At 56.4% G+C, this 24407-nt stretch carries 26 protein-coding genes; 15 read left to right on the top strand and 11 right to left on the bottom strand.

Annotated elements, in window-relative coordinates; translation table 11 throughout:
* Positions 1-662 precede the first annotated feature (662 nt).
* Complete coding sequence (locus GXX95_05355; protein ID NLT37566.1) at positions 663-1187, top strand: hypothetical protein; 525 nt, start codon at positions 663-665, stop codon at positions 1185-1187.
* Between the two features lie 173 nt (positions 1188-1360).
* On the opposite strand, the gene GXX95_05350 is transcribed toward GXX95_05355, so the two are convergent.
* The 4 genes from GXX95_05350 to GXX95_05335 form a co-directional block, all read right to left on the bottom strand.
* Positions 1361-2875 (bottom strand): Ni/Fe hydrogenase subunit alpha, encoded by a 1515-nt coding sequence (locus GXX95_05350; protein ID NLT37565.1) that lies wholly within the window; start codon positions 2873-2875, stop codon positions 1361-1363.
* The gene (locus GXX95_05345; GenBank protein ID NLT37564.1) at positions 2872-3825 is read right to left on the bottom strand and encodes an oxidoreductase; all 954 of its coding nucleotides are present in this window, start codon (positions 3823-3825) and stop codon (positions 2872-2874) included. The genes GXX95_05350 and GXX95_05345 overlap by 4 nt, the downstream gene beginning before the upstream one ends.
* Before the next feature lie 69 nt (positions 3826-3894).
* Positions 3895-4395 (bottom strand): hydrogenase iron-sulfur subunit, encoded by a 501-nt coding sequence (locus GXX95_05340; protein NLT37563.1) that lies wholly within the window; start codon positions 4393-4395, stop codon positions 3895-3897.
* A 2-nt stretch (positions 4396-4397) separates the two neighbouring features.
* Positions 4398-7415, bottom strand: a complete 3018-nt coding sequence (locus GXX95_05335; protein ID NLT37562.1) for a CoB--CoM heterodisulfide reductase iron-sulfur subunit A family protein — start codon at positions 7413-7415, stop codon at positions 4398-4400.
* Positions 7416-7889: 474 nt separating this feature from the next.
* Between GXX95_05335 and GXX95_05330 the strand changes: the two genes are divergently transcribed.
* From GXX95_05330 to GXX95_05270, 13 genes are all read left to right on the top strand, one after another.
* Positions 7890-8633, top strand: coding sequence for a zinc-ribbon domain-containing protein (locus GXX95_05330; GenBank protein NLT37561.1), 744 nt, complete (start codon positions 7890-7892; stop codon positions 8631-8633).
* 283 nt (positions 8634-8916) lie between these two features.
* Positions 8917-9915, top strand: a complete 999-nt coding sequence (gene ftsZ, locus GXX95_05325) for a cell division protein FtsZ (GenBank protein NLT37560.1) — start codon at positions 8917-8919, stop codon at positions 9913-9915.
* Positions 9916-9946: 31 nt separating this feature from the next.
* Entirely contained in the window at positions 9947-10279 is a 333-nt protein-coding gene (locus GXX95_05320) for a hypothetical protein (protein NLT37559.1), read from the top strand.
* A gap of 76 nt (positions 10280-10355) precedes the next feature.
* Positions 10356-11078, top strand: coding sequence for an archaeal proteasome endopeptidase complex subunit alpha (gene psmA / locus GXX95_05315; GenBank protein ID NLT37558.1), 723 nt, complete (start codon positions 10356-10358; stop codon positions 11076-11078).
* Between the two features lie 12 nt (positions 11079-11090).
* Positions 11091-11795 (top strand): ribosome assembly factor SBDS, encoded by a 705-nt coding sequence (locus tag GXX95_05310; GenBank protein ID NLT37557.1) that lies wholly within the window; start codon positions 11091-11093, stop codon positions 11793-11795.
* A gap of 105 nt (positions 11796-11900) precedes the next feature.
* Positions 11901-12602 (top strand): KH domain-containing protein, encoded by a 702-nt coding sequence (locus GXX95_05305; GenBank protein NLT37556.1) that lies wholly within the window; start codon positions 11901-11903, stop codon positions 12600-12602.
* A 10-nt stretch (positions 12603-12612) separates the two neighbouring features.
* A complete protein-coding gene (locus GXX95_05300; GenBank protein NLT37555.1) occupies positions 12613-13392 on the top strand; it encodes an exosome complex exonuclease Rrp41 in 780 nt (259 codons plus the stop codon).
* Between the two features lie 2 nt (positions 13393-13394).
* Complete coding sequence (locus GXX95_05295; GenBank protein NLT37554.1) at positions 13395-14168, top strand: exosome complex protein Rrp42; 774 nt, start codon at positions 13395-13397, stop codon at positions 14166-14168.
* A gap of 4 nt (positions 14169-14172) precedes the next feature.
* Complete coding sequence (locus tag GXX95_05290; GenBank protein ID NLT37553.1) at positions 14173-14475, top strand: 50S ribosomal protein L37ae; 303 nt, start codon at positions 14173-14175, stop codon at positions 14473-14475.
* Between the two features lie 2 nt (positions 14476-14477).
* A complete protein-coding gene (locus tag GXX95_05285) occupies positions 14478-14612 on the top strand; it encodes a DNA-directed RNA polymerase subunit P (protein ID NLT37552.1) in 135 nt (44 codons plus the stop codon).
* Positions 14613-14615: 3 nt separating this feature from the next.
* Positions 14616-14858, top strand: a complete 243-nt coding sequence (locus GXX95_05280; protein NLT37551.1) for a hypothetical protein — start codon at positions 14616-14618, stop codon at positions 14856-14858.
* Complete coding sequence (locus tag GXX95_05275) at positions 14851-15222, top strand: prefoldin subunit beta (GenBank protein NLT37550.1); 372 nt, start codon at positions 14851-14853, stop codon at positions 15220-15222. Before GXX95_05280 ends, GXX95_05275 begins: the two co-directional genes overlap by 8 nt.
* A gap of 187 nt (positions 15223-15409) precedes the next feature.
* Positions 15410-16414, top strand: coding sequence for an exopolyphosphatase (locus GXX95_05270; GenBank protein NLT37549.1), 1005 nt, complete (start codon positions 15410-15412; stop codon positions 16412-16414).
* Here the strand turns inward: GXX95_05270 and GXX95_05265 are convergent.
* The 3 genes from GXX95_05265 to GXX95_05255 all read right to left on the bottom strand — a co-directional run bounded on the left by GXX95_05265 (position 16392) and on the right by GXX95_05255 (position 19841).
* Positions 16392-17093: an HAD family hydrolase gene (locus GXX95_05265; protein NLT37548.1), complete on the bottom strand. Its 702-nt coding sequence runs from the start codon at positions 17091-17093 to the stop codon at positions 16392-16394. The genes GXX95_05270 and GXX95_05265 overlap by 23 nt on opposite strands.
* 48 nt (positions 17094-17141) lie before the next feature.
* On the bottom strand, positions 17142-18641 hold the full coding sequence (locus GXX95_05260; protein NLT37547.1) for a DEAD/DEAH box helicase family protein: 1500 nt from the start codon (positions 18639-18641) through the stop codon (positions 17142-17144).
* Positions 18642-18797: 156 nt separating this feature from the next.
* On the bottom strand, positions 18798-19841 hold the full coding sequence (locus tag GXX95_05255; protein ID NLT37546.1) for a tyrosine--tRNA ligase: 1044 nt from the start codon (positions 19839-19841) through the stop codon (positions 18798-18800).
* A 469-nt stretch (positions 19842-20310) separates the two neighbouring features.
* On the opposite strand from GXX95_05255, the gene glnA reads away from it, so the two are divergent.
* Positions 20311-21729 carry a type I glutamate--ammonia ligase gene (glnA, locus tag GXX95_05250; GenBank protein ID NLT37545.1) on the top strand — a complete coding sequence of 473 codons (1419 nt, stop codon included), beginning with the start codon at positions 20311-20313 and terminating at the stop codon, positions 21727-21729.
* A 27-nt stretch (positions 21730-21756) separates the two neighbouring features.
* Here the strand turns inward: glnA and GXX95_05245 are convergent, their stop codons facing one another.
* The 4 genes from GXX95_05245 to GXX95_05230 all read right to left on the bottom strand — a co-directional run bounded on the left by GXX95_05245 (position 21757) and on the right by GXX95_05230 (position 24335).
* A complete protein-coding gene (locus GXX95_05245; GenBank protein ID NLT37544.1) occupies positions 21757-22233 on the bottom strand; it encodes a hypothetical protein in 477 nt (158 codons plus the stop codon).
* Positions 22234-22410: 177 nt separating this feature from the next.
* A complete protein-coding gene (locus GXX95_05240) occupies positions 22411-22569 on the bottom strand; it encodes a hypothetical protein (protein ID NLT37543.1) in 159 nt (52 codons plus the stop codon).
* Positions 22570-22699: 130 nt separating this feature from the next.
* Positions 22700-22984 carry a MoaD/ThiS family protein gene (locus GXX95_05235; GenBank protein ID NLT37542.1) on the bottom strand — a complete coding sequence of 95 codons (285 nt, stop codon included), beginning with the start codon at positions 22982-22984 and terminating at the stop codon, positions 22700-22702.
* 1 nt (position 22985) lies between these two features.
* On the bottom strand, positions 22986-24335 hold the full coding sequence (locus GXX95_05230) for an FAD-dependent oxidoreductase (protein ID NLT37541.1): 1350 nt from the start codon (positions 24333-24335) through the stop codon (positions 22986-22988).
* Between the last annotated feature and the right edge of the window lie 72 nt (positions 24336-24407).

The following is a 24407-nucleotide window of genomic DNA, read 5'->3' as shown; positions in this document are numbered from 1 at the left end:
CATGAAGAATACCACAATTAGTAGGAGATAATGGATGAACGTCTGACTGCGGGGCTAGCAATCTACACCGATCACTCAATCATATCCTTCGAAGAGGCGATGGCCATATGGAAAGTATGATATTTTGCGGCGTTCCATGGTCAAGCGAAAAGGTGTAGAGAATGCTCATTCACGTATCGGCTCAGGGAAAAAAATAACCGCTCAACCATGATAATCATGCGATAAATTATTTATGTATAAAAATATTAATATCATCGTCCGCCCTGGGCGTTCTTGTCGGTCGGCGATGGACCACTCGCCCGATCGGCGCGCTATGCTCAGGCGCCCGGGGCGGCATCATCTAAAGCCTACTTTACCCGATTTTTGTCCCCGTGGGGGGTTCCATCGTTGTTTTCAGCAGCTTTGAAGAAAGTGGACGTCAGCTTTACTTTAGGATATGTAGCTCGAGTTCGATCACATGTCTTGCTCAGAATGGTTAACGTTATCTGATGATGGTCGGCGCAAAGATAATGTCATATGTCCCCTTAGGTTGACGAAATGAGGAATGCCAGATGTCCCCACTCGAATCCCGAGATGTGAAAAAAGATAGACGGGACAGTCATGATGAAGGAAGGTCGAGGCCTGAGTGGAACAAAGGCCGTCGCGCAATACTGATTATCGGTTTGGCAATCATCTGTGGGGCTGTCATCTTCGTGGCCATGATGGGCAATTCCTCCACCGTAAAACTGCAGGTCTCGGAAGGCGACCTGTTGCGTTACAGCATCACCGGCTACGAATCAGGAAAGGCCGTTTCCGGCGCCATGACCATTGAGGTCACCGATGTAGGAACGAACTCGTTCACAGCGACCTATTCCATAACTATCGATAACAACGTCAACAAGACCGACCTGGTGTTCGAGGGAGCGAGTGGCGGTTGGTCATCGAACGTCGATGATGTGGTGGGCAGAATATCCGGAAGCGGTTCTGAGGCGACGGCCGGAAATACCACCTCCTATAGCACGGTGTTCGGGACCAAGGAGCTCAACGCCCACGCCATCTCCACCACCTCCAAGATGGGCAAGAGCGTCCTTTTCCAATACTGGCTGGATGCAGGGACGAGATGTCCTTACCTCCTCGCCATGACCTATGGCAACGGAGATGTTCTGACCTTTAATCTAGTGTACACCAACATTTCGGACTTCAAGTGATCTGGGCATAATCTCTTTTTCAGATCGTTGTCGATCAAGCTTCTCGAGCCACTTGGTACGAGTCCACATCGAAGAATATCGTTATTTCATCGACAGAGCGCTCTTGGACATGTGGTTGTTAGAAAAGTTAGAAAAATGTGAAGGGAAGGTGTTTGTTGGTGTTTTCAAGGAGATCAGTAGTTCTTGATGTCCTTGAATACTGATCCGTCGGGGTTCCTGATGGTCGCCCGGATGGGCATCTGGCCAGGCAGGGTGTGCGTGGCGCAGGAGTTGCAGGGGTCGTACGCCCTGTAGGCCATCTCGATCTCGTTGAGGATACCGGGGGAGACCTGCCAGTCCTTGATCAGGCCCTTGGCGGCCTGGCGTACGGACAGGTTGATCGGCGCGTTGTTGTTGGTGGTGCCGACCACCAGGTTCACATCGGTAGTGATGCCGTTCTTGTCCGCAACGTAGTGGTGGATCAGAGTTCCCCTGGGCGCCTCTAGGCATCCGACACCTTCTCCGGGCTCTCCGGGCGGCGTCTGTATGTCCGTGCTGGTGATCTCCGGATCCTGCGACAGCTGCAGCATGAGCTCGGCAGCGTGGACCAGCTCGATGACCCTGGCCCAGTGCATCACCATGGTGTGGTGGATCGGTCCGTTGATGCCCAGTCCCTTGAAGAAGTCCTTCATTGCCAGGTAGTAATCCTGCGCCAGTGGGGTGGTGAACCCGGTGGACGCGTTGATCCTGGCCAGCGGAGCGCAGCGGTAGATGCCGCTCTCGGGCCCATCGGTGAAGCCTTTCCAGCCGATCTTCTTCTGGAAGCAGAACTTCTCGTAGGACCAGGGCTCGACATGCTCCCCGATGTACTCCAGGTACTTGTCGGGGTGGAACTTCCACATCTCCTTGCCCGATTGGTCGACCACGCGGATATCACCATCGTAGAAGTTGATCTTGTTGTCCTTATCCACGATACCTTGGTAGTAGGTCTCGTTGTAATAGATGCCTGGGTTCGTGATGAGGGCGAGGTAGTCCTCGTTCTTCAGCACGACATCCGTGAGCAGCTGGGCGGTGAACTTGGAGAACTCCACCGTGGACTTCGCCCACTCCTCGACCTTCTTCCGGTCATCCTCAGGTAGGGGCTTGGCCATACCGCCGGGAATGCCGCAGACAGGATGGGTGGCCTTTCCACCCATCATCTCCTGGACCTTCTGAGCCCACGAGCGGTGCTTGATCACCTCGGCACCGATGTTGATGCCGACCGCGTCCACGACGCCCAGGATGTTCCTCTTCTCGGCCGGGGCCATGGGGCCGAGCACGAAGTCGGCCGCTGCCAGGGCGTAGAAGTGGGCGATGTGGCTGTGGACGTAGTGAGCGGCATAGAACAGCTCACGGAGCTTCCTCCCCGCGGGTGGGGGTTCTGCCTTGAACACCTTGTCCAGTGCTTTTGTGGAGCACAGATGGTGGGCTCCGGGACACACACCACACAGACGAGCGGTGATCTTATTGAGCTCATCAACCGAACGGCCGATGCAGAACTTTTCGAAACCCCTAAGCTCGGGCACTTGCCAGTACGCCTGTGCTACGTTCCCCTCGTCATTGAGGAAGATCTCGATCTTCCCGTGACCCTCAAGCCTGGTGATGGGATCGATGGTGATCCTCTTGGACTCTGCTCTTGTTGTAGGTTCGCTGATAATCGGGCCGGTCATTGCGTCACCGCCTTCTTCTCCTTTACTTTCCTCTTGATGATGGACTTGGGCATGGTGAACGCGTAGAACGTCCCCAGCGGGTCCTTGATCTGCGTCATCAGCTCTAGGATCTCATCCTCACTGAGCTGGGTCTCGTTGTCAGCGGTCTTGAATATTGAGGCCAGCGCGCTCAGCATCGAGCCGCCCTGGTCCAGTACCTCAGCGGTGGGGCCGAAGCATCCACGACACGGCTGGTTGCCCTCCAGGCACTTGGCGCCGCAGCCCGCTCTGGTGGCCGGTCCAAGACAGATGATCCCCTGCTCCAGCATGCACTTCTTGGGATCGATCTTGATCTCGTAGGGCATTACGATCTTGTCGATGGTGGTGACCTCCTTGGTCCTGCCGCACTCGTCGCACAGGGTCTTCTGAGAGGCGATCACAGCGCCCTTTGGAGGCAGTGCAGCGCCTTCGGTGAGGTGCTTGGTCACGACATCAAGGAAGCCATTGATCTGGTCTGTGGTGGGAGGGCATCCGGGCATGAAATAGTCGACATCGATGACGTCCTCGAGAGTGAGGACGGTGTCGTACATGACCGGCAGGGTTAGTTCACCCTCAGGCCCGTCCCACTTGGGCTGGGGTATTGTACCCTGGGGGTTCACACTGGTGAACGTTTTGTTGTAGACGTAGTCCTGCAGGTCCTTCTTGTTCGTAACGTTCGCTAGACCCGGTATGCCGCCGAAACAGGCGCATGAGCCGAAGGCGACCACGAGGGCCGACTTCTGCCGCAGCAGCTTGGCCACGTGCTCGTTCTCGCTGTTCCTGATGGCTCCGTTGTATAGTGTGAGAGTGATGCTCTTATCGGGCATCGCCTCCACGTCCTTCAATTTCGTATCGACCGCGATGGGCCAGAACGCGATGTCCGCTATCGCGGCAACCCCAAGGATCTTCTCATCGATATCCAGAAGGGCCACGTCGCATCCGCCACATCCCGCTCCCCAGTATTGTGCTATCTTTACTTTTGCCATGGTTTCCACCTCTTCCTAATGATGCGGTTCTCCCTGCACCCGGGCGCTCTCTTCCTCGGCCTCCTTTAGCGGGTTGGGGCCCATCTCTCTGATCTTTTCCGTGAAATCTTTGATGGTGGACTGGAACTTCACTCCCTCGGAAGCTGAGACCCACTCCAGGTGCAAGCGGTCAGGGTCGAGACCATACTGCTCTAACAACATCTTGAGCAGGGCAATCCTTCTCCTCGTTCTGTAGTTGCCGCCGATGTAGTGGCAGTCCGCGGGATGGCATCCCAGGACCAGCACGCCATCGGCGCCCTTGGCAAAGGCACGGAGAACGAACTCCGGGTCCACTCTGGCAGAGCACATGGCTCTGAGGACCAGGAAATTGGTCGGCATCTGCAACCTGGAGACTCCTGCCAGGTCTGCTCCGGCATAAGAACACCAGTTGCAACAGAAGGCGATTATCTTCGGTTCAAACTGGCCTTCGGTCGTCGCAGTTACCGCGGCGGGGCTTGTTCCTTGTTGTGTCGACATGTTCAATCACTCTCCTCGAGCGCAGCATCAATGGTAGCGAGGATCTGCTGGTTCTTGAAGCCCCTCTGCTCCATAGCGCCTGACGGGCACGCTGCCACACAGCAACCGCAGCCCTTACACAGACCCTCGTTGACGACGGCCTTCTTCTTCTCCGGGTTCTTGGGGTCTTCCACTATAGTGATGGCCTTGTACTCGCAGACCGGCTCGCAGATCTTGCAGCCATCGCAGATATCCTCGTTAACCGCGGCGATGATACCTTCACTCTTCAGCTCGGGCTTGGAGATTATGGTCATGGCACGGGCGGCCGCTCCGGACGCCTGGGCGATGGCCTCGTCTGTGAACTTGGGCCAGTGGGCCAGGCCACAGAGGTATACGCCGTTTGTGGCGAAGTCCACGGGCCTGAGCTTCATGTGGGCCTCCAGGAAGTACTTGTCCTTGCTGAGAGGTACTTTCAGCATCTTGGCCAGGTCCTCGTTGTCATGGTGGGGACGTATACCGGTGCTGAGCACTACCATGTCCGGCTTCAGCTCGATGTCGTCGCCCAGGACTATGTCGGTGGCAACCAGTTTCAGGTCGTCCCCTTCCTTGGTGACCATCGGAGGCTTGTCATCGGGCACCCTGACGAACCTTACGCCAGCCATACCGGCCTCCTTGTAAAGGTCCTCACGGAAGCCGTAGGTCCTTATGTCCTTGTGGAACACGTACACCGCGGCGTTGGGGTCGGCCTTCCTGATGGCGATGGCGTTCTTGATGGCGTTGGCACAGCAGACCCTGCTGCAGTAGGGGGCCTCGGCGTTACGGGAACCAACGCACTGTATCATGGCGATGGTCTTGGCGGGGAGAGCGCCCTTCTGCATCTTGTCCTCCAGTTCCAGCTGTGTGACGACACGCGGGTCCTCACCGTAGAGGTGCTCCTTGGCCTTGTACTCCTCAGCACCTACGGCCACGACGATACTACCGGTCTCGATCTCACCCTCGGTGGTTTGGACCTTGAAGTTTCCGACGAAGCCGCCGACGTCCTTGACCTCGGTTTTTAGGTGCACGGTGATGTTCTTGTTGTTGCGCACCCTGGTGACCAGCTCCTTGGCGAACTCGCGAAGCTTGCGGCCGTCCTCCTCGTGGTAGATCTTCATGGCGTTGCCGCCGAGCTCCTCGGTCTTTTCCAGGAGGTCGACGTGATAACCCTGGCCGGCGATGTCCAGGGCAGCGATCATTCCAGACACGCCTCCGCCGACGACCACGGTAGAGTGTGTAACGGGGAGCGTGGACTCGTACAGGGGCTCGAGCAGGCGGGACTTGGCGACGGCCATCCTCACAAGGTCCTTGGACTTCTTGGTGGCCTTCTCAGGCTCTCCCATATGGATCCAGGAGCATTGGTCACGGATGTTGGCCATCTCGAAGAGGTAGGGGTTGAGGCCTGCCTCCTTCAGAGTGCTCTGGAACAGAGGCTCGTGCGTACGGGGGGTGCAGGAAGCGACCACGACCCTGTTGAGCTTCTCCTTATGGATGAGGTCCTTGATCCTCTGCTGGGTATCGGCGGAACAGGAGTACTTGTTCTCCTCCGCGAAGACCACGTTGGGCAGGGTCCTTGCGTACTCCACGACGCTGGGGACGTCGACGGTCGCCTTGATGTTGATACCGCAGTCGCAGACGAAGACACCGATCCTGGGCTCCTCTCCTTCGACAGCGATCTCCTCGCGCTTCTCCTCCTCGGGGAATGACCTCTTGTTGGAAATATAAGCGCCTGCCTTGGCGGCAGCTCCCGAGGCCTCGGCCACGGAGGTAGGGATGTCCTTGGGAGCGGCGAAGGCGCCGGTCACGAACACACCAGGGCGGCTTGAGGTGAGGGGGCTGTACAAATTGGTTCCGGCGAAGCCGTACTTGTTGAGGTTGACACCAAATATCTTGCTGATCTTGTCCGCTCCCTTGGTGGGCTCCAGACCCACAGAGAGGACGACCAGGTCGAACTCCTCTTCCACGATGTCACCACCGCTCTCGTAGCGGAGGGTGAGGTTCTTGGTCGCGGGGTCCTCGGAGACGCTCGCTACCCTGGTGGCGCGGTGCATCTTGATCCCGTACTCCTTCTCAGCTCGTGCGCGGTAGTCCTCGAACTCCTTGCCCACAGCCCGTATATCCATAAAGAATATGGTGGGCACCAGTCCGGCGGTGTGCTCCCCGGCGATGATCGCCTGCTTCATGGCATACATGCAGCAGACCGAGGAACAGTACGTATTTCCGACCTTCTCATCCCTGGAACCGACACACTGCAGGAAGGCGACCTTCTTGGGGGCCTTCTGATCTGAGGGCCTGAGCACATGACCGCCATAGGGGCCGGTGGCGCTCAGGAACCTCTCGAACTCCAGAGAGGTGATGACGTTGGGGTATTCCCCATAGCCGTATTCCTTCTTGAGCCGGGCATCGAAGACCGAGAAACCGGGAGCGAGGATGATGGCGCCGACATCGATGGTCTCATCGACAGCCTTGTCCTCGTAGTTGATGGCACCGGCAGGGCAGTTCTTCTCGCAAAGGCCGCAGCGTCCCTTTGTGATCTTAAGGCACTTCGAGCCGTCTATGGCATATTTCAGTGGTACCGCCTGGGCGAAGGGGATGTATATCGCCTTTCTGTTGACCAGGTTGGCATCGTACTCATTAGGCATCTTTACGGGGCACTTCTCTGCGCAGATGCCGCATCCCACGCACTTGTCCATGTCGACATAGCGGGGATTGTGGCGTACCGTCACCTTGAAGTTGGGTGCCTCTCCGCTGACATCAACGACCTCGGACATGGTCATGAGGTTGATCAGGGGATGACGGGCAGCCTCCACCAGCTTGGGTGAAAGAATACACATCGAACAGTCGTTGGTGGGGAAGGTCTTGTCCAACTGGGACATCACCCCTCCAATGCTGGGCGTCTTTTCTATCAAGTAGACCTGGAACCCCGATTCAGCAAGGTCCAAGGACGTCTGTACGCCGGAGATACCTCCTCCGACGACAACTACCGCTCCTCTCGTTTCAGACATTTATGCTCCTCCAAAAGTTCTGCTCCAAAGACGATTCGCTTGTTGATGTCATGCAATAAACGCATACGGATGCGATTGCATCGGTAAGATCTATCCCCATAACAGGGCTTAATATCGTCCCGTTGTTGACCATCAATACGTCACTCCATGAGGCATTATTGTCCAACGGAACCCCCCCGTTCGGACGCTACTGCCTGGATAAGCCGTTTTACTCCGCCTCGGACCGCAACGGCATACGTATGAAAACGGCCCATGGCACGGGTGCTTTTTGCGGGAAATGGAATGTTCGTATATTAACATATCGTACATTGCTCCATATCGTTTTTTGGCACCCACTTCACCAGGGGAGCTTATATACGTTTCGTTCGGGGACCGATTTTCGAACGAACGTTCGTAAAATGATGAAGGTGTGTCCCCGCAACCGGCAAGAAGTATCGATTATCAGACCAATCAATCGGGTAGCAATCTCCTTAAATGACGCCTGCCTTCAAACAGGCCATGTTGGGCCCCTTGCTGCCTCTAGGTATCCTCCTGGCAGGTTCGGGTTTCGGTGATCTGATCAAGAAGATGGTGCTTGTGAGGAGATCGGGCCAGCATGCCGAGGGTACGGAGGTTCAAGGACGACCTCGCATCCAGATAACCGGTCCAAAGGTGCAGCCTGAGATCTGTCAGATCTGCATGGGCAGGATCAAGGAGGGTTCGGAATATGTGCGCTGCGGTACCGGCAAGGTGTTCCATTCTGTATGCCTAGCAAGAGTAGGGAACTGCCCCTACTGTTGCAGGACCTTTGCGATAAAGGGCCGTGAGAGCACCACCTCACGGAATTATGTGTCACCTATGGTGCCGATGGACACGATCGGAGTACCTTCGACGTCCTCTACTGAAACGAAATGCCCCGTTTGTGGTGGAGGTCTCGAGAAGGATGCAACCAACTGCAGAACCTGCGGGGCGATATTCGTGGCGGACGGGGGTACCTTTCCATGCCCTTCATGCGGGTTCTTGGTTCGAGAGGCCGAGAACTCTTGCAGCCGTTGCGGGGAACCGTTCCATCAGTACAAGCTTCGCATCTGTCCAGTGTGCGATCGGGTGATGGGCCCTAACGACGAGACCTGTACATGTGGTGCTATACTCAACGACCGCTGTCCCGAGTGCGGGGCCAAGCTGCCCGATGGCGCGACGGAGTGCGGGACCTGCGGGGCCGCCTTCGAGTTCGTTTGATGTTACCAAGTAAACCCGTAGATGCCATTTTACCAACATCTCCCTCAGAGCAAGACCAGAGACCTCAGTTGGGAGCTCTGATTATTAATTTAGATAATTATATTATATATATTCGAACTATTCTAATTATATATTGGTAAAAATTTATTTTTAAAAATCAGAAATATAGATATTAATATTTACTATTGCATGGACGGCTTGGTCTAACTTAGGGATGCACATGAACTCATTAGCAAGCCTGGCCGATAGCGTCGCTGCCGCTTATGAACCGTTGGCCTCGGGAATGGGATGCTCCGTCACCAGCGAGGATGATGAGGAGCTCAGAAGATTGGTAGAGTCGATCAGGATCAACATCTCGATCATAGGTTGCGGGGGCGGTGGATCGAACACCGTCCATCGTCTTGCGACCGATGGAGTGAAGGGCGCAACACTGGTGGCTGCCAACAGCGATGCTCGTCATCTCTTGAACGTTCGTACAGAGAACAAGATCCTTCTGGGAAGAGTCCTGACCAAGGGCCTCGGGGCCGGGGCCATCCCTGAGGTCGGAAGGAAGGCGGCGGAAGAGGCCAAGAACGACATATCCAAGTACATCGACGGCAGTGGCGTGGTCTTCATAACCGCGGGCATGGGCGGAGGCACCGGCACCGGTTCTGCGCCCTATGTCGCCGAGATGGCCCACCGCAACGGGGCGCTGACCATCGGCATTGTGACCTTACCGTTCAAATCCGAGGGACGGATGCGAATGGAGAACGCCAGAAAGGGACTTGAGGAGATGCAGAGGAACTGTGATACCACTATAGTGATCCTCAACGAGCAGTTGCTGAAACTTGTTCCCAAGCTCCCCCTAAACGCCGCATTCAAGGTCGCCGATGAGGTGCTGATGTACGGCATCAAGGGCATCACTGAGATCATAACCAAGCCTGGGCTGGTGAACGTGGACTTCAATGATGTTCACACCATCATGAAGGACGGAGGGACGGCCATGATCGGAATGGGTGAAAGCTCTGACGAACATGACAGGATGAAAGACGCTGTGGACGAGGCGTTGACATCCCCCCTGCTGGGCGAATTCAATATGACCACTGCCAAGGGTGCCCTGATACGGGTCCAGGGAGGTTCGGACCTGACCGTCGGTGAGGCCGAGAAGGCCGCGGAGATGGTGTCCTCACATCTCAACCCCCGGACGAGGATCATCTGGGGATGTTCCGTGGAGCCAGAGCTGAAGGGGAAGGTCCGGGTGCTCGTGGTCATTACCGGAGTGACCACCCCGGCACTTACTTAATGTCGAACGATATTGGCCACGCCGCTCTCGCATGGTCGTCAAGGAAAAGAGGGGCAGAAGGCGGTACATCAGGGTCCGCATACGCGGAGAGGTGAGGATGACCGAGGACGCCCTATACGCATCCTTAAACACCTCCCTGTACCGGGTGGGGATCCGCTACAAGGTCATTCAGTTCGATGGGTTCGAAGGCATAATTAGAGTGGGATGGAAAGACCAAAAACGGGCCATAGAGGCCCTCAACGCCGACGGAAGTGCCGTGGTCACAAAAAAGACGTCTGGAACACTCCGTACATTGAGGGAGGAGATGATGGGAACCGATGCAACCGTCCGGGGGCCGAGGACGGGCGGCGAGCATGGTCCTTGACATACCTGGGTAACATATCAACTTATATATCGAAGAAGTGCTTTAGTGAGTTTCGCGTTAGTCAAGGAGTGTTATAATGCAACCAGGACAAATGGCGTATGATAGGGCCATCACCGTGTTCTCGCCCGATGGAAGGCTGTTCCAAGTCGAATACGCGCGAGAAGCTGTCAAGAGAGGTACTACCACTGTTGGTCTAAAGTTCAAGGACGGTGCGGTCCTAATTGTTGATAAGCGCATCGCCAGCCGTCTCATGGAGCCCAAATCCATCGAGAAGATCTTCCAGATAGACGAGCACATCGGTTGTGCCACCTCGGGACTGGTCGCCGATGCTAGGGTCCTGGTGGACCACGCCCGGGTCACATCTCAGATCAGCAAGATCACTTACGATGAGAGGATCAGTGTGGAAATGCTAGTCAAGAAGATCTGCGATTACAAGCAGAACTATACTCAGTACGGGGGCGTCAGGCCGTTCGGAACGGCCCTCCTTATCGCTGGTGTCGACGACCAGGGCGTACACCTGTTCGAGACCGACCCCTCCGGCGCTCTCGTCTCCTACAAGGCGGGGAGCATAGGCGCTGGTCGCAACGTGGTCATGGAGGTCTTCGAGGAGCAGTACCAGGAAGGTATGGAGATGGAGGACGCCATCGTCCTGGGCCTGAAGGCGCTGAAGAAGGCCACGGAGGAAGAGAAGCTGAACCCCAAGTCCGTGGAGATCGGCATTGTTAGGGTAGGCGCGAACTTCCGCCGGTTGGACGACGGCGAAGTGGAGTCTGTGGTCAACAAGGCCAACGCAGAATGATAAAGGATTACCATGGTCGATATCGAGGATGCCATCGTGGCCCGTTTGGAATCCCATGGGGAGACCTTCGAGATCCTCATCGACCCCAAGGTAGTCAACCATATAAGAGAGGGCAAGGAGGTCGATCTCGCTGAACACATGGTCATCGACGAGGTCTTCCGCAACGCCCATAAAGGGACCCGGCCTGAAGAGAAGAAGCTGCAAGAGGTATTCGGAAGCACCGACCCTCTCCTGGTCGCCAGGCAGATAATCCTGAAAGGTGAGGTGCAGCTCACCACCCAACAGCGCAAGGAGATGCAGGAGAGCAAGAGGAAGCGTATCGTGGCGGAGATCGCCCGGAACGCCATCAATCCTCAGACCTCCGCTCCCCATCCCCCCGCTAGGATAGAGGCGGCGATGGAGGAGGCGCGGGTGCATGTCGATCCATTCAAGTCCGCGGAATCGCAGATAGAGAACGTCCTCAAGGCCCTCCGGCCGCTCCTACCGATACGATTTGACAAGGTAAGGATCGCGGTGAAGCTCACTGGAGATCAGTACGGTCGCTGTTATGATTACATCGCCCAGTCCGGGAAGATAACCCGGGACGAGTGGCAATCCAACGGGAACTGGATAGGCATCGTAGAGCTGCCCGCGGGCATGCGTGATGATTTTCTAGGAAAGTTGGCGGAAAGGACCAAAGGGGATGTGGAGACGAAGATCCTCAAAGGCCCGATCTGAGCGAATTCTTAAGATATATGATATATTACGCCGGGGCAAAGGAATTTAAGACGAGATACAATCAGCTTACATTCGCGTGTGGTAAAATATCTAAGGAGATAATGTATGAATAGTGAAGGGTCGAGACAACCGAGGGAGATCGTTATGCCCGGAGATCTCCTCGAGGGAGAGAAGTTAAAACCGGGAGCGGGAACCTATGTTTCCGATGGCAAGATATTCGCCGCCCTCCTCGGCATCAAATCCGTGAAATCGAACTACGTTAACATCATCCCTCTGAGCGGTAGGTACATACCTGCGGTGGGGGACAGCGTGATAGGGAAGGTCGAAGACATCGGACCGTCCAACTGGCTTATCGATATTAACTCCCCGTATCCTGCGCCGTTACATGTTAACGAGGTACCCTGGAGGGTCGAGTTCGGCGACACCGCCCGTTACATGAACGTGGGCGATGTGATCCTGGCGAAGGTGCTGATGGTCGACGAGACCATGAGGGTGCAGGTAACTATGAAGGACCAGGGGCTGAGGAAGCTCCAGGGCGGACAGATCATTGAAGTATCGCCCAGCAAGGTCCCCCGGGTGATCGGAAAGAGCGGTTCCATGATCCAGATGATAAAAGGATACACGAACTGCCGCATCTTCGTGGGCCAGAACGGAAGGATCTGGTTGGATGGCGAGGTCGACAACATCATGCATGGGATAAAGGCCATCCAGATGATAGAGCAGGACGCCCACTCCCATGGTCTGACGGAGAAGGTGAAGGCGTACCTGGAACAGGTGTCCGGACAAACGGCGCCAAGAACAGAGTGAGGTGAAATTCATGTCTGGAATGACTACCGATATTGACCTGATCGATGACAATGGGATCAGGATAGACGGAAGGAAGGCGGACGAGCTTCGGCCATTGAAGATCGAGGCCGGGGTCCTGAAGCGCGCGGACGGTTCCGCTTACGTGGAGTGGGGAAAGAACAAGGTGTTGGCTGCTGTATACGGTCCCCGGGAATGCCACCCTCGCCATATGCAGAACCCTGCCAAGGCCATCGTCCAATGCAAGTACAACATGCTATCGTTCTCGGTATCTGACCGCAAGCGGCCGGGACCGGACAGGCGCTCCATCGAGATCTCCAAGATCATCTCTGAAGCTCTTGAGTACGTGGTGTTCACAGAGAACTACCCGCGAGCGTCCATCGATGTGTACATCGAGGTGCTGCAGGCCAATGCCGGTACCCGCTGTGCAGGCCTGACCGCCGCCTCGGTGGCCCTGGCCGACGCCGGAATACCCATGAAGGACCTGGTCCCCGCGGTGGCCATCGGCAAGGCCGACGGACAGATCGTTCTGGACCTCAACAAGGAAGAGGACAACTACGGGAACGCTGACCTGCCCATAGCCATGATCCCCCGGACGGGAGAGGTCCTCCTCATGCAGATGGACGGACACATGACCATGGAGGAGTTCGACCAGGCCCTGGAGTATGGAAAGAAGGCCTGCCAGATGGTTTATGATGTTCAAAAGGACGCCCTGCGCCGGAGGTACTCGGTGCAGGCCGGCAACGGTGATGCGGACGATGAGCAGAGCCAGAACAACAACTCGGAGGCCTGAATATGGCTGAACCAATAATGTCCGAGATCAAGAAGGGACACATCCACAAGCTGCTGTCCACCGGTAAGAGGGTTGACGGAAGGGCCCTCGACGAATACCGTGAGATCAAAATCGAGACCAACTACATTGAAAGCGCCCAGGGTTCCGCCCGAGTGCGCCTCGGTAACACCGATGTGCTCGTGGGAGTGAAGATGGAGGTGGGCAAGCCGTTCGAAGACACCCCCGACCGCGGCGTACTCACCACCAACACCGAGCTTATACCCCTGGCCTCCCCTACCTTCGAGGCTGGGCCTCCAGACGCTGGTGCCATAGAGCTGGCCAGGGTCATCGACAGGGGCATCAGGGAGAGCGAGATGATCGACCTGCAGAAACTGTGCATAAAGCACGGCGAGGAGGTATGGATCAACTTCCTGGACATCTACGTTCTGGACTACGACGGGAACCTATTCGATGCCTGTTTCCTCGGGGCCATTGCCGCTCTGAGGACCACGATGGTCCCGGCCAAGGAGAACGACAAGGGTGAGGACTACCCCATGCCCCTGCGCCACCTCCCCATTCAGACCACGGTCGTAAAGATAGAAAACTCTATATTGTTTGACCCGACTCTCGACGAAGAAAAGGTCGCGGAAGCTCGCCTTACAGTGACCACTGATGAGAACGGAGACCTGAGGGCGATGCAGAAGGGGCTCACTGGCGCTTTTACGCTGGACGAGGTCAAGCAGGTGATCGACGCGTCCCTGCGCGTGAGCAAGGACCTTAGAAACCTCATGGTGTGATAGTATGTCCAAGTCAACAGAGAAGGCAGGAAGCTCGGGAAGGTTCGGTACGAGATATGGCGTGGTGGTCAGGAACCGCGTCCGCGACATCGAGAAGGTGAAGATCTCGGAGCACGAGTGCCCGACTTGCCACAGGAACAGCGTATCTCGGGTAAGCAGCGGTATTTGGCACTGCTCCAAGTGCGACACCAAGTTCGCCGCCGGAGCCTACTCCCCCATCTCCAAGAAGGAGACCTCAGAGGAGTTCCGTGCCGCTCAGGCCGCCAAGGTCGAGAGCGAGGTCATCGTGAACAACAAGGGTGAGTGAAGATGTATAAATGCGGGGCCTGCAACGAACCCATACGTTCCAACGTCAACACCGTCGGCATCCAGTGTGAGAAGTGCGGTTCCAAGATATTCTACAAGGAAAGACCTAACGTAAAGAAGGTCATCAAAGCCCGGTGAAGGATGCCCCGGGCAACCCTTCGTGTTATCACCCCGCATCATAGGGCAGTGATGAGCGCTCTCTCGCCGGAGGTGGGGAGGGAGATCCCTCGCACAAGGGTCCACCTCACCTCCGAGGGCGAGGAGATCGTTCTCAACGTGGAGGCCTCCGACCTGGGGGCCCTCCGGGCCGCCCTAAATTCATATTTAAGGTGGATAAGTATCTCGGAAGAGATTGGCAACATGGTAGGTGAAGAAAATGGATGATTTGAGTCCCAAGGTCCAGAACCAGATCGCTCAGTTCCAGCAGCTCCAGCAGCAACTGCAGGCGGTTCTGAATCAGAAGTTCCAGATAGATGCCCAGGTCAAGGAAATGACCCGCACCACGGAGGAGCTGACCAAGTCCCCCGAGGACGTGGTCATCTACAAGTCCATTGGTGCCCTGCTGATCAAGGCTGACGGCAAGGAGACCATTCTGAAGGACATCGAGGAGAGCAAGGAGACCATGGAGGTCCGCCTAAAGAGCCTGGAGCGCCAAGAGAAGTCACTACGGGACAGATATCAGGCCCTGCAGGACCAGCTCAACAAGGCGTTGTCCACACCCTCTGGTCCGTCTCTGGGCTCGATGTAAGGCCGTTGGATAAACTGCGCCTTGCCCTGAGGGCACATGTCCCTCCAGGGTCGGGATTAATTCTTTCCCATACGATTTTAACATAAATTGCGGATGGAGGAGCATAGTGGTTCACATGAGGCGGAGATCAAAAGAAGTGGGGACGTGTCCTCAATGACCACGGTGCCATCCCACCAGGTTGAGTTATATGGACCGTTACTGTGAACATCCGTTCAGTGGTCAGCTTCTAGCAATATCAGATAAGCTGAAGGCAGGCAAGAAGGCTGTCTTCCTTCATGGCAATGCTGACCCCGATGCCCTTGGCTCAGCTTATGCCATCTACCGCAGCTTCCCCGAGGTCACCGTGGTGGCGGTCGGTGGCATAGATAGGGTGGCCAAGGTCATGGCCATGAAGCTCGATCTGGCGGTAGAGAACCAAGTGAACCTTGATGACTTTGATTACCTGGTCGCCGTGGACTCATCTTCAATGGACCAGATAGGGATCGACGTTTCCGGTAGGGACATCGTGGCCATCGACCACCACTCTCCCAGCGGGGATTGGGATCAGGGATTGTGCTGCATCGATGAGGGACGACGGAGCTGTGCGGAGATCGTGTTCGATCTCCTGAGGGTCTCCGGAGCAACCATCGACAGGAACATAGGGCTCGCCCTGGCTGTGGGCATGCTCACCGACAGCGGGCATTTCCGCTTCGCCAACGCAACCATGATGCGTTCGTTCGCTGAGGTGATGGAGACCTCAGGCATAGAGATGGACGAGGTCATGGACCTGACGGATCTGGATACGGATGTCTCCGAGCGGATCTCCCAGCTCAAAGGGGCACAGCGCATGCGCTTCGAAAGGATCGGCGACAATATCGTGGCCATCTCCTTAGGCAGCGCTCACGAGAGTTCGGTGTGCAAGGCGCTTTTGAACATCGGGGCGGACATCTCCTTCGTAGGGTCCCAGAGAGACGAAAGGTTCCGGATCAGCTCCCGCGCTAGGCAGGATATGGTCAGGAAGGGCCTCCACTTGGGAGTGCTCCTCGACGAGATCGGCGGGGAGACCAACAACAGTGGTGGGGGACATGCGGGAGCTGCCGGCCTCACAGGTGTGGGGGACGTGGAGGCGGTCCTGAACATGTGCATGAAGCGCACCATGGAATTCTTCCGCGAGATCCAGGGTCGGCGCCCTACTTCAGGTATAGGTCCTTGACCTCAAGCAAAGACGTGGTGCGGTCATAGCCCTGGCCGATCCATTCGGCCCTTCTGTCTAAGAGCACTGATCTTATACCCGCTCTCTCAGGACCTTCCACGTCCCATACTGGATTATCGCCCACGAAGAGGCAGCTCTCCGGGGGTGTCCCCGCTACCTCCATGGCATATCGGTAGACCATGGGGTCAGGCTTCCTTCGACCCACGTCCCGGCAGAACACCGAAGCGTCGACGCAGGCGCTTAGACCTATCACATCTAATAGCTCCCTCCACAGGTGGGCCGGGCTCCCCCAGGTGGTGTTAGAGACTATGACCACCCTTATGCCACGGGTCCGGGCGTGGGACAGAAAGGGGAGGGTATCCTCGAACACCCTTGTCTGAGAGAAGAGCGGCCACATGAACGCGCGGCAGGCCGAGAGCAGCAGCGCCCCCTCGTTGGGATCGATATCGAAGGTGAACGACAAACGGTCCTCCAGAGTCCTCACTGAGGTGTCGTTGGGGTCCTGCCTCCGTGTTTCCCATCGGGACTCTAGAACGCTGATCGGAGGTGGGCGAGAACCTGCCTCCATCAACACCCGGGACGCCCCCTCGAGAGATCTGGGCAGGACCTGACCGGGGCTAGTGTGCCCGAACAGGTCTATCAATGTCCCGCCTAGGTCCACCAGCAAGGTCCGTGGCATCATCGACCATCCTAGGGCATGGCCATACAAATAATTGACGCGGCGCGCTCAGACCACCGGCGTGAGCGACAGACAACCGCCCCGCTCCCTCCACTCCAGGGTGACGGCGTTGCACTCTGTGAAGGGCTCCTCACCGTAGAGCGTGAGCACCCCGTCGATCCGCTCAATCTTAAGATGCACAGTTGACAGATCTATCAATTTCTTGTTCGACTGGGTTGACTCCGATGAAAGGGCTGCGAACACGCCCCCGTTCCGCTTCAGGGTGGCGACATGCTCGGTGAGCCCGCTCATGACGTTCTCCCCGTATATCGATTCCAGTGTGTCGAACCCGAACAGAGTGAGGTATGGCATGTCCGCTGATTTTAAGGAGTACGTGAGCAGGTCCCACTTGAGGTCCGCGGCCACATCCGCGCCCTCCACCCTCAGAACGTGATTGGAGCGGCCAGCCTCGCTCTGGACAGCCAGCTCGGGTATGCGGACGCACTTATCGAATAGGTTGGGATGTATGGCCGCGGAGAGCTGTTTCTTCACGGTGTCGGCGCTAACCCGCTTCATAGGCAGCCACAGGGCTCCCCGGCGCTGAGAGGCGAAGTTGGCAACCAGAGACTGCTCCATCAGACTGATGATCTCCATGGGCACGTTCTTGCCTATCTCATACAGCACTGCGGCCCCAGGGTTGAACCCGCCTCCCAAGAGGCGGTCCAGGTCTACCAGGCCTGACGATATCTTGCCTCGGTTGTCAGAGAGGGAAGACCACTCCCTGTCAAGGGTCACGTCCAGGGACTTGATGTTCCCGAAGCTCTGGACCCTGCCCCCCTTGAGGGTGAACAGGTAACGCAGCTGTTTGATCTCACAGCCTCGGAGCTTCTGCACCTTAAGGTGGCGTATGGTCCGCCCCTGATGCTCCTGTGCGGACAGCACCACGGAGGCGTCGGCAAGGTAATCGTTCTCTTTCTCGTTGTTCTCGAACACGAAGATTATGTTCGCGCCATAGCCCTCCACCAGGTCCTTCTGGATGGCGGTAATGAATGGAGCGTTCTCTAGCCCGTGCCTCTCCGCCAAGGCATCTAGGGAATCTATGACCACCAGCGAACGCTGAGGCAGAGCACCCTTCACAGCATCATAGACGCGGTTGACGTCCTCCATGGCAGGGAAGACATCGGCCCCCGACCGGCGCTCGTCGTGATATATGTCCATGAGCTTCTTAAGACCGACATCGTGGGCTCCGTCATCACGGGGGATCACGTGGGCGGTATCAGGGTCGCCCTCGCCTGTTATCCAGGGCACCTGGTTCTTCACGAAGCTGGTGTATTCCTTGCCATATATCTTCTCCCCCAGCCACGGGAACTGCACCAGCAGCAAGATGTCCGAGACCCGCGTGGAGAGGTAGTGGCTGTTATTGTATTGAGCAAGCTCCTCTATCAGCTGCAGGGAGAGGGTGGTCTTGCCTGTACCCGCCTCGCCCCTGATGATGAGGGAATGACCCCCCGGTTTGGAAAAGAATGTCAACACTTCCTGAGGTATCCTGGCGCTAGCTTCCTGTTGCATCGGGTCCAACTCCTCACGGATCGCTATTATCGAACCCCAGGGAGAGGGGATGGATTACATTAAGCGCCCTGCGTGAGTTCCTCGCTCTGATAACATCTTGAGCTGAAGAAAGAACTACGAAGGGGCGCACCAAACGGGACGCCCCGGACCGTTCCTTCAGATGATGCCCAGGGAACGACGCATGGCATCAAGGTTCTGGGGATTCCTCTGGAAATACTCCCTTGCTCCCTGTAGTTGCTCGCTAAGGGCCTTGGCCACACCGATCTTCAGGTCCATGGGATGGAGCTTTCCCTCTACGTAAGTCGATTCCAGCTCCTCGTAGGAGGTGAACTCCAGGCGTCCGCCGAACTTCTCGGGCCGGTCGATGATGAAGACCGGGCTCTTCTGGAACAGGATCATCTTGGCGATAGCCAGGATAGGGTTGCCCTCCACTTCAGGGGGACAGAAGGCCTTCTTGATCTTCCTCTCGATGTCCTCTGGCGAATCATGGATGATTATTCCGCTGTCGGGATCGGACTTGGACATCTTGTTCGCGACGGGGTCCATGCGGCTCATGCCCTTGAGGCCGGGGAGAAGTGGTGTATGGAGGGCAACGGGCACCTTCCACTGGAGCTTCTCTCCCGCCTCCCGAGCCAACATGTGAGCCCTACGCTGATCGATACCCGAATAAGCTAGATCGATGTCCATCTGGAAGATATCTGTGGCCTGCATCAGAGGGTAGAGGAACTTGGAGGAATCGAGCTCGGCGTCGTCCTCCTTCCTCCCCATGATGGTCATGGCCCTCTTAATCCGTGAGAGGGAGGTGACCTTTCCGACCTTCATCACCTTTTCCCAGTAGGTGATGTCCATGATCTCGGAGGCGAGGACGAAATTCACCTTGTCCCGAGGAACGCCCAAAGCCTCGAAGCAGTCCTCCATGTATTTTGCACAGATGCGGATGCGCTCGATGTCCCCTCCCAGCTTGTCGTTGATGTACGCATGCCAGTCCGCAAAGAAGATGGTCATATCGAATCCTGCGTCCACAAGGTCCTTCACCTTGTTGGCGCAAATGACCCAACCCAAGTGTACCAGGCCAGAGGGTTCGAACCCGATATAGCTCCTCGGCGAAGGGTTGGTCTCGAGGATCTTCTTAAGCTCTTCGACGGTGACGATCTCCTCAGTGTTCCTCGCCAACAGGTTGAACCTTTTTTCGGTGTCCATATGACTCGGGTACCGATTCCCTGAGGATTATTTAGTGTTTCGGGGCGGGAGGAAAAACCAGGTACTCGATGTCAAATGTTCCGACCGATCGGTGGCCAGGTGCGCCGATTGATCGTAATATTTTGAAAAAAGAGAGCGAGGATGGAGATGTTCATAGGAGCACCTTCCACCTGCCGACATGACATGCGCGATCAAGATCGCGATACTAACGGAATCAAATATTCCGATTATACATATGAAGTGTATTAAAGAGCAATAGTATGTAATTGTCTTATAACAAAAGTTATAATTAGTAATTTGTCTATTGAGCCTCTAGTGTAGGTCGACAAACATCTCATTGAAGATGAAAGATGCGACCTCACAATAGAGGTGAGCTCGTGCCGGCCTCGTCCGATTTCCGAACTCACCGAAAGAAACAGGAAGGACGTGAACAACGATGGTGGCAGACAACAACCGTGTCAAGGAGAGAATGAGCAAAGCCGAGGCCATGGACATGTGTACCTCTGGCAAGGTCGGAATGGTGGACTTCAAGTTCACCGATGTGCCTGGTACGCTGCAGCACATCACCTATCCCGCGGGAAGGATGTCCGAGGACCTGCTCCAGGACGGTGTGGGTTTCGATGCTTCCTCCATCCGGGGGTTCGCCCACATAGATGAGAGCGACATGCTCCTTGTCCCTGATATGAACACCGCTTTCCTGGACCCCGCATGCAGGATACCGACGCTCTCGGTCTTCTGCAACGTTCGTGAGCCCATCAACGGGAACAGGTATGGGAAGGATCCTCGGTACATAGCCCAGAAGGCCGAGGAGTACCTAAGTGACAGTGGGATCGCCGACACCGCGTATTTCGGCCCGGAGCTGGAGTTCTTCGTCTTCGACTCCATCCGCTTCGAACAGAACCAGCACTGCGGTTTCTACTACATAGATTCGAACGAGGGTATATGGAACTCTGGCAACAACGTCAACGGGATCAACCTCGGCCATCGCCCCAAGAACAAGGAGGGTTACTTCCCCGTCCCGCCCACCGACTCGCTGCAGGACTTCCGGTCCCAGGCTGTCATGAACCTCATGGACGTGGGGATCGAGTGCGAGCTACATCACCACGAGGTCGCCACCGCTGGCCAGGGCGAGATCGGCATGCGGTTCCAGACCCTGACGAAGATGGCCGACCAGGTCATGCTCTACAAGTATGTCCTGAAGAACACCGCGGCCCAGCTCGGCAAGACCGTCACCTTCATGCCCAAACCCCTGTTCGGTGACAATGGTACCGGCATGCACACCCACCAGAGCCTGTCAAAGGGTGGTAATAACGTGTTCTTCGATGAGAAGGGCTACGCCCTCCTGTCCCAGGAGGCCCTCTACTACATCGGGGGCATACTCGAGCACTCCCCCTCGCTGCTGGCCCTGACCAACCCCTCCACCAACTCATATCGCCGGCTGGTCCCTGGGTACGAAGCGCCCGTCAACCTCGTGTACTCGCAGAGGAACCGGTCCGCAGCGGTCAGGATACCCATGTACTCCAAGAGCCCCAAGTCCAAGAGGATCGAGTACAGGCCCCCAGACTGCACGTCCAACCCCTACCTGGCCTTCTCCGCAATGCTCATGGCAGGTCTTGACGGCATAAAGAACAAGATAGATCCCGGTTCCCCCCACGACACGGACATGTTCGAGCTGCCCAAGGAGGAGCAGGCCCTCATTAAGCAGGTCCCTGGCTCCCTGGAGAAGTCCCTGGATAACCTGGAATCGGACCATGATTTCCTGCTGCGGGGTAACGTCTTCACCAAGGATTTCGTGGAGGAGTGGATCGCTTACAAGCGCCTCAAGGAGAACGACTACATACGGCTACGCCCGCACCCCTCGGAGTTCTATCTGTACTTCGACACCTAAACCTTCCTTTCTCCTTTTTCCCCTTTTTTATCCCATATATCCTACAAGGTCCTCCTCCTCGTAGTGGATCGTGATGAACTCTCTCCCTCTGGTCACGACAGCCTCGAAGCGACCGGGATAGTGCTTGTTGAGCATCTTGCGCACCGCCCGGCAGGGGTTGAGAACCTTCGCCTGCTTGTCCCGCGGGGGGATCCGCAGGAAGTCGTCCACAATATCCAGTGCAATGTGATGTCCTCTCATCTTGGGCACGACATAGAGGACGTCCAACCTTCGATCGTCGGAGTCGTAGGAGTAAAAGCCCACTATCCTCGGTACCTTATCCTTGGTAATGATCAGCTTGGCCTGTGTCCCCGGCTCGATATATGGCAGGTTGACGTGCTCCCGGGGAGCGTAGCACCAGCGGAACCTGCCGTCCTTGCCCTCTTCGTTGCACTGCTCGACAAGCTCGTTAATGATCCAATAATCCTTGTAGTTCCTAGCCTTGAAAAATTTGAACCTTCCCATCCCATCACCACCTAGCAAAGCTATGCGGCCCGTTCAAATTCACTTGACCAAGAAATAGTAACGATGTAGGCGGATATAGAGGTTATATCACACTTATTATAAATCGAGAATTGATTATTAAATTAATAATCTGGCTATGACTAAATAGATCCTATTATGGGGCCCACTGGACATGTTTCAAGCATGTTCAGGGACCCTGCGGGTTCCACTGACGGCCATGCCGCTGGAGAAGGTAGGCTCCGAATCCTTATGCGAAGGCCTGGGCTCTATATCGTCCAGGTACCCACTGAGCAGGCGAGCGGCCGTTTTGGCCTGAGCTATCTCGGTATCTCTCATGTCAACTCCCCCCATCCCAGTTGACAGAACTCGTGCATATTATTATTGGAGAGACTACTATTTGAATGATATTATATTATTATCATTCATGGTAGTATATTATTGTCATGCTGGGTAGCTGCCACGGAACTTAACCCCCGGCCGTCATCGGGAGCACGGCGACCACATCGCCGTCCTGGAGCCTGGAGGACAGGCCATCGAGATAGGTCATGTTCTTTCCATTGATCAGGACATAGAGCATGTCCGAAAACTTGTCATCCTTGGGGTAGAGGATGTTTCTCATGGGATCGCCAAAGGTCCTCACCAACTGATCGAGGAGGTCCTTCACGGTGACTCCCGGGAACTCGATGTCCGTCTGTCCTCCGCCCACGATGTGCGTTGGATGACCGTAGGTGCGGAAGAGGACCTTGGTCATCTCAAAGCCTCTCAAGGAGCCTCTCTGCCGCGACATTGACCACATCCTTGACCATGGACGTCGGCGGACAGTAGGCGTTCTCGAAAGAGGTGACGAACTCCTCCACAGTGGTCCCCTTGAAGATGGCCGCGGTCAGCCAGTTCACTCGTCCGGTGACCTCCTCCCCCGCAACTATCTGCCCTCCTACGATGCGATGGCTCTCGCGCTCCGCGATGAGCTTAACAGTGAGAGGCATTCCTCCGGGGTAGTAACGGGCACGCGTGAGACCCTCCGCCTTGGCCTCCACCACGTCCAGGCCGTAGTAGTCGGCCAATCCCCGCGACAGGCCTGTGCCGCCCACCTGAAGGTCGCCAATCTGAGAGATCCAGGCGCTCAAGACCTCAGGGAACAGGGCGCGACCACCGGCGGCATTCATCCCCGCGACCCGCCCCTGCCTCACTGCCGTGGCCCCCAACTGGCTCATGGTTGGTCCAGGAACGGCCGCACTTTGGCACATGACGACGTCGCCCGCGAGATAGATGTCCTTTACTAATCTGCCCTTCTTGTACGGCTGAAGGGTGGGAGAGGTCCTGACGGCACCCAAAGCCCCGATCTCCAGGCCTAGGAGGTTCGGGAGCTCGAGGTTGGCCCTCACGCCTGTGGCCATGATGACCATGTCACAGAATATCTCCTCCTTCCCCACGACCACCTTCTCCACCTTGTTCTCACCACATACGGAGCCCAGGGGCGTGCCCATGCGGAACTTTATGCCCAGGCCCTCACAGTATGACTGGACCTCCTTGGCCACATCCTGATCGCAGATACGGGGGATGATCTGCGGGAACATCTCCACCACCGTGACCTCCTTGCCCGCGTGCCGCAGTGCCACTGCGACCTCCAGGCCGATGACCCCCGCCCCCGCGACCACGACCGAACGCACCGAGGGCAGCGCGGCCTGTATGTCCATCCCATCCTTGATGAAGCGCACCCGGAAAACTCCTGGGAGGTCGATGCCCGCTATGGGCGGAACGAACACCGTGCCCCCTGTCGCCAGAACCAGGGAGTCGTAGGGCAGGGTCTCTCCATCGGCCAGAGTGACCGTATGCTTGTCCGCATCGGCGGCCACGACCTTAGTACGCGTTCGAACACTGATGTTCCTATCCCGGCGGTAGAACTCGGGATCGTGCATGATGATCGATGAGAAGTCCTTGATCCGCCCCTCCAGGACGAAGGGGATCGCGCAGGGCGAGTACGAGATGTGCTCCTCCTCGGTGAACACTGTTATCTCCGCCTCGCTGTCCGTCTCCCTCGCTGCGGACGCCGCGGTCATTCCTGCTGCACCTGAACCAATGACTATTATTTTCTTGGCCATGCCCAATCCTTCGCGTCACGGATTAATCCCTCCATATTAAAGGATTAGGAGACGGCACTCGGTCGAAGGTCC

This window comes from Methanomassiliicoccus sp. (genome assembly GCA_012719175.1).
Lineage (GTDB): Archaea > Thermoplasmatota > Thermoplasmata > Methanomassiliicoccales > Methanomassiliicoccaceae > UBA6.
The sequence above is the reverse complement of the archived record's forward strand: the minus strand, read 5'-3'. Positions and strand labels throughout refer to the sequence as shown.

Coding starts and splice junctions, on each gene's coding strand:
- GXX95_05350 (NLT37565.1), bottom strand. CDS start 2,875: ATGACCGGCCCGATTATCAGCGAACCTACAACAAGAGCAGAGTCCAAG.
- GXX95_05340 (NLT37563.1), bottom strand. CDS start 4,395: ATGTCGACACAACAAGGAACAAGCCCCGCCGCGGTAACTGCGACGACC.
- GXX95_05335 (NLT37562.1), bottom strand. CDS start 7,415: ATGTCTGAAACGAGAGGAGCGGTAGTTGTCGTCGGAGGAGGTATCTCC.
- GXX95_05330 (NLT37561.1), top strand. CDS start 7,890: ATGACGCCTGCCTTCAAACAGGCCATGTTGGGCCCCTTGCTGCCTCTA.
- ftsZ (NLT37560.1), top strand. CDS start 8,917: ATGGGATGCTCCGTCACCAGCGAGGATGATGAGGAGCTCAGAAGATTG.
- GXX95_05320 (NLT37559.1), top strand. CDS start 9,947: ATGGTCGTCAAGGAAAAGAGGGGCAGAAGGCGGTACATCAGGGTCCGC.
- psmA (NLT37558.1), top strand. CDS start 10,356: ATGCAACCAGGACAAATGGCGTATGATAGGGCCATCACCGTGTTCTCG.
- GXX95_05310 (NLT37557.1), top strand. CDS start 11,091: ATGGTCGATATCGAGGATGCCATCGTGGCCCGTTTGGAATCCCATGGG.
- GXX95_05305 (NLT37556.1), top strand. CDS start 11,901: ATGAATAGTGAAGGGTCGAGACAACCGAGGGAGATCGTTATGCCCGGA.
- GXX95_05300 (NLT37555.1), top strand. CDS start 12,613: ATGTCTGGAATGACTACCGATATTGACCTGATCGATGACAATGGGATC.
- GXX95_05295 (NLT37554.1), top strand. CDS start 13,395: ATGGCTGAACCAATAATGTCCGAGATCAAGAAGGGACACATCCACAAG.
- GXX95_05290 (NLT37553.1), top strand. CDS start 14,173: ATGTCCAAGTCAACAGAGAAGGCAGGAAGCTCGGGAAGGTTCGGTACG.
- GXX95_05285 (NLT37552.1), top strand. CDS start 14,478: ATGTATAAATGCGGGGCCTGCAACGAACCCATACGTTCCAACGTCAAC.
- GXX95_05280 (NLT37551.1), top strand. CDS start 14,616: ATGCCCCGGGCAACCCTTCGTGTTATCACCCCGCATCATAGGGCAGTG.
- GXX95_05275 (NLT37550.1), top strand. CDS start 14,851: ATGGATGATTTGAGTCCCAAGGTCCAGAACCAGATCGCTCAGTTCCAG.
- GXX95_05270 (NLT37549.1), top strand. CDS start 15,410: ATGGACCGTTACTGTGAACATCCGTTCAGTGGTCAGCTTCTAGCAATA.
- GXX95_05265 (NLT37548.1), bottom strand. CDS start 17,093: ATGCCACGGACCTTGCTGGTGGACCTAGGCGGGACATTGATAGACCTG.
- GXX95_05260 (NLT37547.1), bottom strand. CDS start 18,641: ATGCAACAGGAAGCTAGCGCCAGGATACCTCAGGAAGTGTTGACATTC.
- GXX95_05255 (NLT37546.1), bottom strand. CDS start 19,841: ATGGACACCGAAAAAAGGTTCAACCTGTTGGCGAGGAACACTGAGGAG.
- glnA (NLT37545.1), top strand. CDS start 20,311: ATGAGCAAAGCCGAGGCCATGGACATGTGTACCTCTGGCAAGGTCGGA.
- GXX95_05245 (NLT37544.1), bottom strand. CDS start 22,233: ATGGGAAGGTTCAAATTTTTCAAGGCTAGGAACTACAAGGATTATTGG.
- GXX95_05240 (NLT37543.1), bottom strand. CDS start 22,569: ATGAGAGATACCGAGATAGCTCAGGCCAAAACGGCCGCTCGCCTGCTC.
- GXX95_05235 (NLT37542.1), bottom strand. CDS start 22,984: ATGACCAAGGTCCTCTTCCGCACCTACGGTCATCCAACGCACATCGTG.
- GXX95_05230 (NLT37541.1), bottom strand. CDS start 24,335: ATGGCCAAGAAAATAATAGTCATTGGTTCAGGTGCAGCAGGAATGACC.